The sequence below is a fragment of the Rickettsia endosymbiont of Culicoides newsteadi genome (genome assembly GCF_002259525.1).
Taxonomy (GTDB): Bacteria; Pseudomonadota; Alphaproteobacteria; order Rickettsiales; family Rickettsiaceae; genus Tisiphia.
The window spans coordinates 17381-28401 of record NZ_MWZE01000006.1 but is presented as its reverse complement, the minus strand read 5'-3'; the positions used below and the strand labels follow the sequence as shown (position 1 = coordinate 28401).

The window sequence follows — 11021 nt, the reverse complement described above, 5'->3', positions numbered from 1 at the left end:
ACCTGCTCTCTCATTAATTTTTTCTTTAATATTGTCTTACCATTTTTATCTACACCGTGAATTTGAAAAATTCTTTTTGCAATATCTATACCAATTGTGGTAACTTCCATATGGGCCTCCTTATTGTTGTTTAGGATTCATTTCCTATCCTAGAAGATTAGCATATGCTTCTCATTCTGTATATAGGGTAGGTCCATACCATTAATTCAGGAGGATTTGGTGTTAGGAGCGATGGAGCGAGGCCTATTACTTATACTCGATAATCAAGTTTTTTGCAGAGCTATCTTTAAACGCAAAATTTGTCATTCTCGCGTAGGCGGGAATCTATAATACTTCAGGGCATTTTCAGATACCTACTTTCGTAGGGATAACAACCATTGCCCTATATTTTATTAAAAACACGTTAGCTATACATAAACTTAACGAGTCCTCTCATTCTTATTATGAGCTAGCTTCTTTGTAACAGATAGGACTCTAGGAGTCACTGGAGGTTTTGTAACTTTATATGCTGGAAGCCCCCTACTTCCGCAGTTTTTATTAAGAGAAAGTCGTGCAGACCTTAGTTTGTAAGGGTTGTAGATTTTTAGGCACAACATTATTTGCTTATTTTAGATATATTTCTACCGCATCTGAGCGTTTAAGATTGAAGGTTTTATAAATCTTCCTCACATCATTTTTCATGTTGCCTGGTAGCCTATACAAATCTCCTGTTGTTGTGTGCCTTAAAATTGAAGATTGTACTCCCATTAACAACTCAACTATATTAGTTATACTGATTTTTTGGGTAAGTGCTACTTTATATTCTATTTGTTTAAGCACAGCAAAACTCATATAGCACATACCAATATGTGCTTCAATTCTCTTACTTGTCCAATGAAAAATTGGTCGCATTTGCAAATTATGCTTATTGATTCTAAATTGTTCTTCAATTACCCATAATCTGCCATATTTGCCAATCGCTTCTTTGGCATTAATGCTTTTATCGTTGGTGATTATTCCATGTAAACCATCCCATTCACTATCTTGTTGGATTTTATCTTCATCAAGATAACTTTTATTATTCTCACTTGAAGTATATTTTTTAACTCCACTATTAGAAATAAGCTTTTTAGTACTTCCAGATTCACCTATAGTTTTTTTGATTTTATCCAAAATATTTTGCCTTTCTTTTGCACCATTCCTCGCTCTCTTGGCTTTATAGCTAGTGATCAAACGTTTGCCCTCATGCTCAAATTCAGCAATCCACGCAAAATCATTGCCTAATACAGTAGGTACATAATTATCTTCCGCTAAAATCTTTTCCTTTAACTCGTTCTTCAGTGACTTTAACTTTGCTGCTACAATATAACGATAACCAGACTCATCAAGAGCTTGTAAATTAGCTTTACTAAACATTGCTCGGTCAGCTATAAAGCATACATCCTTAACTTTTAAAAAACTTTGCCAACTATTAATAGCTTGCAATAGGGTCTTAACTTCGGCGGTATTACCACTAAATAGCTCATAGCCAAGCGGTAATCCATCTTCATTAGTCGCAAGAGCCAGCACTAATTGAGTAGTATTAAAGCGATGGTCTTTACTATAACCAAACGCCCGGAGTTCATCGACTTCTGTTGATTCAAAATATAATGTTGTAACATCAAAAAACACTAAACTCACCTGCTTGTTGGGGATTAGAGCCAAGGTATTTTTAAAGCATAATTCTTTAATTTTAGGTATCTGCTCCTGCAATTTATCCATCATGCGATATATGGCGTCTAAATCATGGTTTTTGTCAAATTGTTCGCTTAAATATTGTGCTAGACCACTCTTGCTATCCGGCTTTACCATACGGGCTAATACCAAATCACGAAGCATCTCAGAATCACGTTTACGTTGCATTAGTTGGTTGAAATCCATTTGATCGTAAACATATCCGCCTACCTCATGCACCCCTTCTACAAGCCGAGCAGTCTCAACTATTTCGTCTAATTTAACTTGATTAACAGGGATAATATCCGATAGTTGCTTTTTGACTGGGCGACCTTTTTTGCTAGCTAAGCAATCATCAGCAAAGAAGCTACCATGACCGGAAGCTGCTGACCGTTCAGCTTTAATCTTTACAATTAAATCCTCTGCTAATGCAACTAATTTGGCTTCTTCTGCATCATCGAAGAATACCCCTAAATGTCGGACAATACGTTGTTTGACATTACCTTTGCTATCTCGGTATCCTTCAACCACTTGTATTGATTGCCTTGGACTATTTGGTGTTTTTTTACGACGTATGTACATGTAGATAATTGTAGAATTAATATGTAATAATATATTTATATCATAACAAAAACCAAAGTCAGCAATAAATTACTCGCTAGGCACAACAGACCGCCTGAAAAAATCATTTCTCAGCTCTATGGCTCCTCCATATCCTCTCTTCCCATCTTTCAACATTTTTTTGCGGAAGTCGGGAGGCTGTATAATCACCAATCGTTGATAAAATTTATCGGCAAAGAAAAAATCAAGGTTTGTGATATTTCTCAATCATCCAATCTATAAATGTATTATCAACAGACTGCTTTTTTAGAGCATATTCGTATACTTCTTTGATTAGAGCCGTAAGATTAGCAAATGAAAAGTTTAAATTCTTCTCAACTAACATATTAATGGTTAAATTAGTGGATTTGCTAAAAATTTTCATCTGATCAACAGTTAGCACCTCAGTGCTTACTTCGCTATCAACAACAAGAGCTGCCAAATTAATATCTAAGGCTTTGGCAATTAATTGTAAATTAGTAGCACTAGGATTTTTTGAACTACCATATAAAATGCTATAAACAGTATTTCTGCTTAATCCAGTTTTTTTCTCTATCTCTATAGCATTGATATTTTTTTGAGTCATTAATGAGTTAAGTTTGGTTTGTAAGTTTACCATAAATAAAGCTTTTTTTATAAAATTAATGTTTCTAAATATTAAGGTATTTTTATAAAAAAGTAAACAACTAATAATTAATCCGATTAGTATTTATCTATAGTAAACTTTTGTTTATCTAGATAGATTAATTTTTGCTACTTCAATAATATTTGATTTTGCAACTTGAATAGATCAGAGGTTGCACTTCTTGCCAATTGTAGCATAGCATAAAATTGTTCTTCAGAAAAGGGGGTTTTTTCAGCTGTACTTTGAATTTCTATTATATTTCCATTGTCGGCAAAAACAAAATTGGCATCTACCTCAGCATTACTATCTTCTAGATAATCAAGATCAACTATTGGCTGCCCTTTATATATACCACATGAAATGGCTGCTACTTGGCTAATTAAAGGGTTAGTTTTAATAACCTTCCTAGCAATTAATGCTCTAATTGCTAAATGAAGTGCAATATAGCTACCAGTAATTGCTGCTGTTCTAGTTCCGCCATCAGCATTAATTACATCACAATCAAGGATGATTTGTTTTTCCCCCAAGGCTTTTAGATTAATTGCCGTACGCATCGATCTGCCAATTAGCCTTTGAATCTCCTGAGTCCTACCTGACTGCTTTCCTTGCGTTGATTCACGCTTCATACGCTGGTGAGTTGAACGTGGTAACATACCATATTCAGCACTTATCCAACCTTGATTTTGCCCTCGTAGAAATGGCGGAACATTTGTTTCATAGGTTGCACTACATATTACATGGGTATTGCCAAACTTAACAAGACACGAACCATCAGCATTAAGCAGAACTGAAGGTTCAATTGAAATGTTACGTAATTGATTATTTTTTCTATCAAAAGCTCTCATAGGTTATTACTTAGTTAAAATTGACTTGAAAATACAAAGATTTACACTATATGTTAAGAAAGTAGATTTTTGCAAGAAAAAAGGCTGTAAATATGGAAAAACAACAAGAGAACAATAATAATCAGGAAATTGGTGCTGACACTGATGAGAAACTAATAAATAATGAAGTAGAAAACCAGCTTTCCGATGATACCATAATGTTACAAGATAGCTTGCAAGAGATTGCTAGTTTAAAAAACCAAATTGAGATTTTGCAGGATAAGTTGCTAAGGACAATAGCCGAATCTGATAATACTAGGAAACGCCTAGAAAAATCAATTGAAGAGGCAAGAGATTATGCAATTTTTTCTTTTGCTAAAGATTTGCTCAGTGTTAATGATAATCTTTCTAGAGCTTTGGAGCATAAGCCACAAAATATGGAAGGGGATATAGCTAATATTATTACTGGAGTAGAGATGACTAAGGGGGAGCTGACTAGTATACTACAAAAACACGGTTTAGAATCAATAGAACCATTATTAGGGGAAAAGTTTGATTACAATATACATCATGCAATTTCACAGATAGTATCAGAGGAATATGATCAGGATAGTGTCATAGCGGTTATGCAATCAGGATATAAGATAAAAGATAGGTTACTTAGACCTGCTATAGTACAAGTATCGAAAAATGGGTGATTTGCTTTGTTGCTACTATACTCACTTTACGCATTCATTGGATTGCTTCGGCGCCACTAAAGTGGTTCCTCGCTAATAGTGTCAGGTTGTTTTTCCTGTGACTTTTAATGCCATACGTAAAGTAAGGTACCGAATCAGGAAATAAAAAAATAAAATATCGCAAAAATAATGAAAACAGCTATTAGTGGAGCATAAAAATCTGCTATATTTATAGATATAACCATTTGTAAAAAATAAATATAGAGTTAGATTTATGTCAAATATTAGTCCTAGGGTTGATATTGCCTTTAAAAAAATCTTCGGAGTTGAAGAGAATAAGGATTTGCTTATTTCGCTGATCAATTCGATTGTATCTAGAGAAGACCAAGTAACAGAAGTACAACTTCTCAATCCATATAATCCAAAAAATTTCAAGAGCGATAAATTGTCAATTTTAGATATTAAAGCTCAAGGAAAAGATGGCAAAAGATTTAATATCGAAATGCAAATTACTGATGCGGATGATTATGACAAAAGAGCTCTATATTATTGGGCAAAGTTATATACTGAGCAATTAAAGAATGCAGAGGATTATGCTACTTTATCGAAAGCCATTGGTATTCATATATTAAATTTTACCTCTATTTTACATGAAAATAAATATCATAATGTGTTTCATATAGTAGAAAAAGATAGTGGTTTGTTATATTTCAAAGATTTAGAATTGCATACTATTGAGCTAAATAAGTTTACTAATAATCCGAAGGAACAGCTGACGGACATAGTAAAGAAGGTAAAAACCTCTCTTGATAGATGGAGTACTTTTTTAACTAGACATGATTTGCTGAACAAAGATAATTTACCTAAAGAGTTAAATGATGCTAGCCTAAAAAAAGCCCTGACAGTTCTGGATGTGATGAATTTCACTAAAGAAGAACGTGATTCATATGAAGAACACCTGAAATGGCTACGTATTGAAGCTAACACTCTCAAGAAAGCACGGAGGGAAGGCAAAGAAGAAGGTAGAGTAGAAGGTAGAGAAGAAGGTATCCAAATTGGTGAAGTCAGAGGTAGAGAAGAAGGTAAAGCTGAATTAATAAAAATGATGATAGAAAATGGCAGTTATATTGAGGAAGTAGCGAAAATAACCAAACTATCTGTCGCTAAGATCACTGAACTACTGAAAACCCTAAATGGCGGATTATCAGATAAGTTATGATTACTAATTAAAATAAATTCAATTGACTATACTGTTTCCTCAGTGGATATTTCCCCAATACGACTTAAAAATCGTATGATTCCATAATTTTGTTAAAAATTCTTCTATTGGCAATATGTTAATTTGTTGATTACCCCAAATTATCTTCCTAGAAGTATCTTCTAAACAAACTAAATAACCTTTATCTATTTGATGTTCTTCCATAAAAGATTTTATACCTTTTAATTCGGTTTTGTGGACATTTGAAGATATTTTTACTTCAATTGGTAATGGTTGGCTGGTAATAGTGCTAATTATAAAATCAACTTCTAAACCGGTTTTAGTACGCCAATAATTTATACGATGATCTAAATCATTTAGGTTTACATATGCTTGTAACTCAGTAAATACGTAGTGCTCTAAAGCTCTTCCTGCTTCTGAACCTTTGATATTATCAAAACGATTTTGACTAATGCTATTTGCAACTCCCACATCAAAAAAATAAAATTTGGGGTGAGATGATATAATTTCTCTACTAATTTTCTTTTGATATGGATAAACTAAATATCCTACTAAAGTATCAACTAGTATTTGGTAATATTCTTTAACTGTTTTGGCATCAATAGAACAATCCCGAGCTATGTTAGAATAGTTTAATAGTTCACCGCTAGAGAAGGCTGTGCTATCTATAAATCTACTAAAAGCAGTTATATTTCTTACTAATCCCTCAGCTCGAATCTCATTAGTTAAATAATCCTCAACATAAGCTTTTAGTAACTTACGAGGATTATTACTAATGAAATGTGATGGAACTAAGCCATTGTTAAATATTTTTAGAAGATTAAATTCTGACTGTATTTCAGGATATATCAATGGATAGAAATTATATTTTATCGCTCTACCACCTAATAAATTTGTACCATAGGCTCTTAATTTTCTACTACTTGAACCGCATAAAATGAAATAACTATCACTATTCTCTATAAGCCAATGTATCTCATCAAGTAATGCTGGAACTTTTTGTACTTCATCTACTATTATAGGAAAGGTGAGTTTAGCTAAATCTAATGCTAATATTTCTTCTCTAAATTTTGAAGGTTGTTTTAGATACTTAATGTATAGATCAGTTTTTAATAGGTCATAATATATCGAATTAGGATACAGACTTTTTAAATAAGTTGATTTCCCTACCTTCCTAGCTCCCCATAAAAAAGCTGTTTGCCTGTTACTTAAGTTCAATTTTAAATATCTTGTATACATAGGGTTACTATTTAGGAATAAGAACCTAAATAGTAACCCTATTTAGGAATAAAGTATAGATTTTATTTGTTAATCTTAGCTTCCCTCAACATATTCCCTTCCTGCTATAGTCAATTGATGAGAAGTTGGTAACGTCGTTACTCGTCGCTTACCTATTACTTTATACTCGATAATCAAGTTTTTTACAGATTTGAATAAAATATAAGACAATGGTTGTCACCCTGCATAAGCAGGGGGTTAGATTCCACAACTGTTGAAAGTTAGAAGAGGAAGCGGTTTTAGATAGGTTTTCTGTCATTGCGAGACCACGTAGTGGTCGTGGCAATCCATCTTTGGTTACTTTTATGGATTGCTTCGTCGACCTACGGTCTTTCTCGCAATGACGTTGACCACATACGACTTTTAAACTACCCGGTCTAAAACCCGCTTCCTCTTCTAACTTTCAACAGTTGTGGGTTAGATTCCGCACCGAAGCGGGAATGTGGTGCACTCGATTGGATTTGAACCAACGACCTCTGCCTTCGGAGGGCAACGCTCTATCCAGCTGAGCTACGAATGCTTAATTTATTGCTATATACATTTATCATTAGCTGCATTATATTATAAAAGCTTGGGAAGTGCTACCGAATTTTAAATTTTTAAATACTAGGAGGCTACTTACGATAACTAATTATTTAATGGAGAATTGATAGTTTTGATAGTGATAGCATGTAATTTATTATTATCCAATATTTCTGCTAAAGCTTTTTTTACCATCTTGTGCTGATTAATGAGACTGATTCCCCAAAAAGCATCATCTTGTATTTCTAAGGAATAATGATCCTGATCCCCAGCTAGATCAATGATTTTTATTTTGGCATTTGGAAAACTATAACGTATAATCTTTTCAAGTTCTGTAATAGATATTGCCATTTTTTTAAACTTTTTATGCAGAATATAGCAAAAATTTATAGCCTGCAATAATTAATTCTTTACAAAAAAGCCATCATCTTAGATTCGAAAAAAACAAAAGGATAATTATGATAAAAAATATTGAACTATTAAAAGAGTTTGTCGTTAAATGTTTAGAAGAAAAAAAAGCAGAAGATATAGTTGTAATAGATATAAAGCAAAAAACCACCTTAGCTGAATATATTATTCTTGCAAGCGGACGTTCAACTAAAAATGTCGGAGCAATTGCTGAATATTTAGCTTTAGAGCTAAAGAATCAAGCTAATATCAGTACTAATATTGAAGGGCTTGGAAAATCTGAATGGGTGTTAATAGACGTTGGAGATATATTAGTGAATATTTTTTACCCAGAAACTAGAGAGCATTTTAAGTTAGAAGAGATGTGGGGAAAAAAATAAATTAAAAATATTAGATTTTTTACTGAAAACTACTTAGTGTAGTTAAAAAATAATGTATAGTCAATCCAGGAAAATTTGGGCTAGGAATGATGGGGCAGTGTCTATAAGTAATAGGCAAGCATTGAATGATGATGTCACCAACTTCTCATCAATTGACTATATATAAATAACTTCTAAAGAAAAGGTGTAAATGGAAGAACATATTCTTATCAATATTATAATTTTATTAGGAACTGGTGTATTTGTTGTAGCAATACTGAAACGTCTTAATCTCAGTCCTGTTTTGGGATATTTAATTGCCGGAGCGGTAATTGGTGATAATGGATTCAGGATTGTAACCTATGATCAGACAAAATTATTAGGAGAATTAGGAGTAGTTTTTTTGCTTTTTGCTATAGGTTTGGAATTATCTTTTGAAAGATTAAAGGTAATGAGGAGGTATGTATTTGGTCTTGGCTCACTGCAAGTATTAACAACTGCTATAATAATTGCTGCTGCTGTTGCTCTAATTAGCGGTAATAGTGGTGCTGCAATTATTATTGGGGGTGGTCTTGCTTTATCCTCGACGGCACTTGTTATGCAAGTTATTGAAGAAAGCCGTAGCCAAGCGACTCAACTCGGGCGTATATCCCTAGCTATTTTGTTATTACAAGACCTCGCAGTTGTACCACTGCTAGTTATTGTACCGCTATTTGCTAGCGATAGTAAAATTTCTTTAGTATCAGCTCTAGGGATAGCTTTGCTTAAGGCTATTATAGCTCTATTTGCTATATTTGTTGCAGGTAGGGTATTGCTAAGACCTTTGTTTGGGTTCATTTCATCAGAAAATGGTGATATAAACGAGCTACCAATTTCCATGACTTTATTGGTAGTTTTGTCTGCTGCTTGGGCAACAAACTATTTTGGTCTATCACTTGCTTTAGGAGCTTTTGTTGCGGGGGTTTTGGTTGCAGAAACAGATTTTCGATTGCAAGCGGAAGAAAGTATATATCCTTTCAAAAGCTTATTGTTAGGACTATTCTTTATGAGCGTTGGTATGAATATCGACGCACAAGAAATATATGCTCAAATATCAACTATCCTAACTTGCACTGTTGCCTTGATCATGGTAAAAACATTAATTATTACCGCCTTTTGTATCTTATTTGGTTTTAATCGGGGAGTGGCATTGCACGCCGGTTTATTATTGTCACAAGGCGGAGAGTTTGCTTTTATCTTATTTGGTCTTGGTAAAGAAACTGGGGTTATTGAAGAGAGTACTGCCAATGTGCTTTTATTAGTGGTGACATGTACCATGGCATTGACTCCATTACTAGCAATTTTAGGTAGAAAACTTGCTGAAAAACTTGATAAGCAGCTTGGGAAAACTCCAATACAAATTATAGAACTTGGGGCAAGAGATTTAACAAATCATATAATAATTGCTGGTTTTGGTAGTGTTGGTAAGATGGTAGCATCAGTGCTAGAAGCTGAAGGAATCAATTATATAGCATTAGATGTTAATGACGAAATTGTCAAAGAAGAAACAGCTAATGGATTTCCAGTTTTTAGGGGAGATGTATCACAAATTGATACGTTAAAAGCCGTCGGAGCAGAAAGGATTTTAGCTCTAGCGCTTACAATGAATAATAAGGTTACTATCAAAAAATCTCTTCGAACAATCTCAAGTAATTTTCCAGATCTTGAGGTTATTGTAAGATTAAAAAATTTACAAAATGCTAGAGAATTTTATGATGCTGGAGCAACCACAATCATCCCAGAAAATTATGAGACTGGGTTACAGCTTGGTGGAACTATTCTAAAATTTATTGGTTTGAGTGAATATGAAATAAATCGTATCAAAGGGCAATTTAGGTCAGGTAATTATGTAACAGCTAAGCGAGATGATGCATTGCATGAATTAGAAGAAAGTGATTCAGAGAAATACTAGGTGTGTTACTCATGGCGATCAAATTATTGCTACTATTACAACAAAAACTATATATGGGGCTATATATTTGGATTGGGCTTATTTTAGCCACTATACCTTTGCTAACAAATGCCGATGATCAAAGGTTACCTATACCTAGATTTGCCGCGATAAAGGCTAATGAGGTAAATGCTAGAGTTGGTCCTACGATAAGAGCCCCTATAGAATGGGTATTTATTAAAAAAGGGGAACCTGTAGAAATTATTGCAGAATATGAACAATGGAGGCAAATTCAGGACATAAAAGGAGAAGGTGGCTGGGTGCATTCCAGCGTATTATCCGGTAAAAGATCGGTGATTGTGGTAAGCCCAGAGTTGGTAGCACTTACTAAAGTGCCTGATGATCAAAATAAAATTATTGTAAAAGTAAGTAATCAAGTCCGTTGCTTACTTAATAAATGCAAAAAAGATCATTGCCAAGTGCGTTGTAAAAATTATACTGGGTGGCTACCTAAAAAAATATTGTGGGGAGTCTATAAGGATGAATATTAATAAAACTTTAATTTTCTAAAATATGACACAAGAAGCAATTAAAATACCTGAAATACAGGAAAAGAATTATAGTTTTAGTGAATTTGTGAATAAATTGCCTTGTCAAAAACAAGAACATAATATCTTAAAAAATAGTTTTGATTTAAATAATCAAGCAATTCTATTTGAAGGTGATTGTATGAAATTATTAAAACAGATTTCAGATAACAGTATAAATTTAATAATAACATCACCGCCATATAACATAGGTAAGGAATACGAAAAAAATAAATATTATAATTGGCAAAAAGAAGTCATCAATGAGTGTTATAGAGCATAGTACCCTACAATTTTTTA

11 protein-coding genes, 1 tRNA gene and 1 pseudogene are annotated in these 11021 nt (G+C 33.4%); 6 read left to right on the top strand and 7 right to left on the bottom strand.

What is annotated here, in order from left to right; translation table 11 throughout:
* The 4 genes and pseudogenes from RiCNE_RS07890 to rph form a co-directional block, all read right to left on the bottom strand.
* Nucleotides 1-110, bottom strand: a pseudogene (locus tag RiCNE_RS07890) (IS110 family transposase); the annotation flags it as partial.
* Nucleotides 111-603: 493 nt separating this feature from the next.
* Nucleotides 604-2274, bottom strand: coding sequence for an IS1634 family transposase (locus tag RiCNE_RS00985; protein ID WP_094648769.1), 1671 nt, complete (start codon nucleotides 2272-2274; stop codon nucleotides 604-606).
* A gap of 223 nt (nucleotides 2275-2497) precedes the next feature.
* Nucleotides 2498-2911: a helix-turn-helix domain-containing protein gene (locus RiCNE_RS00980; RefSeq protein ID WP_094648768.1), complete on the bottom strand. Its 414-nt coding sequence runs from the start codon at nucleotides 2909-2911 to the stop codon at nucleotides 2498-2500.
* 134 nt (nucleotides 2912-3045) lie between these two features.
* Nucleotides 3046-3762, bottom strand: a complete 717-nt coding sequence (rph, locus tag RiCNE_RS00975) for a ribonuclease PH (protein ID WP_094648767.1) — start codon at nucleotides 3760-3762, stop codon at nucleotides 3046-3048.
* Nucleotides 3763-3854: 92 nt separating this feature from the next.
* Here rph and grpE point away from each other — a divergent pair, with 92 nt between their 5' ends.
* Nucleotides 3855-4439 carry a nucleotide exchange factor GrpE gene (gene grpE / locus RiCNE_RS00970; protein ID WP_094648766.1) on the top strand — a complete coding sequence of 195 codons (585 nt, stop codon included), beginning with the start codon at nucleotides 3855-3857 and terminating at the stop codon, nucleotides 4437-4439.
* Nucleotides 4440-4692: 253 nt separating this feature from the next.
* Nucleotides 4693-5637 carry an Rpn family recombination-promoting nuclease/putative transposase gene (locus RiCNE_RS00965; RefSeq protein ID WP_094648765.1) on the top strand — a complete coding sequence of 315 codons (945 nt, stop codon included), beginning with the start codon at nucleotides 4693-4695 and terminating at the stop codon, nucleotides 5635-5637.
* 39 nt (nucleotides 5638-5676) lie between these two features.
* Here the strand turns inward: RiCNE_RS00965 and RiCNE_RS00960 are convergent, their stop codons facing one another.
* From RiCNE_RS00960 to RiCNE_RS00950, 3 genes are all read right to left on the bottom strand, one after another.
* Nucleotides 5677-6876, bottom strand: coding sequence for an ATP-binding protein (locus RiCNE_RS00960; RefSeq protein WP_094648764.1), 1200 nt, complete (start codon nucleotides 6874-6876; stop codon nucleotides 5677-5679).
* Nucleotides 6877-7358: 482 nt separating this feature from the next.
* A tRNA-Arg gene (locus tag RiCNE_RS00955) sits at nucleotides 7359-7435 on the bottom strand.
* Between the two features lie 107 nt (nucleotides 7436-7542).
* Nucleotides 7543-7788: a BolA/IbaG family iron-sulfur metabolism protein gene (locus RiCNE_RS00950; protein WP_094648774.1), complete on the bottom strand. Its 246-nt coding sequence runs from the start codon at nucleotides 7786-7788 to the stop codon at nucleotides 7543-7545.
* 107 nt (nucleotides 7789-7895) lie between these two features.
* Between RiCNE_RS00950 and rsfS the strand changes: the two genes are divergently transcribed.
* The 4 genes from rsfS (at nucleotide 7896) to RiCNE_RS00930 (ending at nucleotide 11004) form a co-directional block, all read left to right on the top strand.
* Nucleotides 7896-8225 (top strand): ribosome silencing factor, encoded by a 330-nt coding sequence (gene rsfS / locus RiCNE_RS00945; RefSeq protein WP_094648763.1) that lies wholly within the window; start codon nucleotides 7896-7898, stop codon nucleotides 8223-8225.
* Between the two features lie 190 nt (nucleotides 8226-8415).
* Entirely contained in the window at nucleotides 8416-10155 is a 1740-nt protein-coding gene (locus RiCNE_RS00940) for a cation:proton antiporter domain-containing protein (protein WP_094648762.1), read from the top strand.
* A 53-nt stretch (nucleotides 10156-10208) separates the two neighbouring features.
* Nucleotides 10209-10685 carry an SH3 domain-containing protein gene (locus RiCNE_RS00935; RefSeq protein WP_094648773.1) on the top strand — a complete coding sequence of 159 codons (477 nt, stop codon included), beginning with the start codon at nucleotides 10209-10211 and terminating at the stop codon, nucleotides 10683-10685.
* Between the two features lie 22 nt (nucleotides 10686-10707).
* Nucleotides 10708-11004 (top strand): DNA methyltransferase, encoded by a 297-nt coding sequence (locus RiCNE_RS00930; protein ID WP_094648761.1) that lies wholly within the window; start codon nucleotides 10708-10710, stop codon nucleotides 11002-11004.
* Nucleotides 11005-11021: the final 17 nt, after the last annotated feature.

Bases quoted from the DNA above. Each gene is read 5' to 3' on its own strand.
- RiCNE_RS00985 (WP_094648769.1), bottom strand. From the start codon at position 2,274: ATGTACATACGTCGTAAAAAAACACCAAATAGTCCAAGGCAATCAATA.
- RiCNE_RS00980 (WP_094648768.1), bottom strand. From the start codon at position 2,911: ATGGTAAACTTACAAACCAAACTTAACTCATTAATGACTCAAAAAAAT.
- rph (WP_094648767.1), bottom strand. From the start codon at position 3,762: ATGAGAGCTTTTGATAGAAAAAATAATCAATTACGTAACATTTCAATT.
- grpE (WP_094648766.1), top strand. From the start codon at position 3,855: ATGGAAAAACAACAAGAGAACAATAATAATCAGGAAATTGGTGCTGAC.
- RiCNE_RS00965 (WP_094648765.1), top strand. From the start codon at position 4,693: ATGTCAAATATTAGTCCTAGGGTTGATATTGCCTTTAAAAAAATCTTC.
- RiCNE_RS00960 (WP_094648764.1), bottom strand. From the start codon at position 6,876: ATGTATACAAGATATTTAAAATTGAACTTAAGTAACAGGCAAACAGCT.
- RiCNE_RS00950 (WP_094648774.1), bottom strand. From the start codon at position 7,788: ATGGCAATATCTATTACAGAACTTGAAAAGATTATACGTTATAGTTTT.
- rsfS (WP_094648763.1), top strand. From the start codon at position 7,896: ATGATAAAAAATATTGAACTATTAAAAGAGTTTGTCGTTAAATGTTTA.
- RiCNE_RS00940 (WP_094648762.1), top strand. From the start codon at position 8,416: ATGGAAGAACATATTCTTATCAATATTATAATTTTATTAGGAACTGGT.
- RiCNE_RS00935 (WP_094648773.1), top strand. From the start codon at position 10,209: ATGGGGCTATATATTTGGATTGGGCTTATTTTAGCCACTATACCTTTG.
- RiCNE_RS00930 (WP_094648761.1), top strand. From the start codon at position 10,708: ATGACACAAGAAGCAATTAAAATACCTGAAATACAGGAAAAGAATTAT.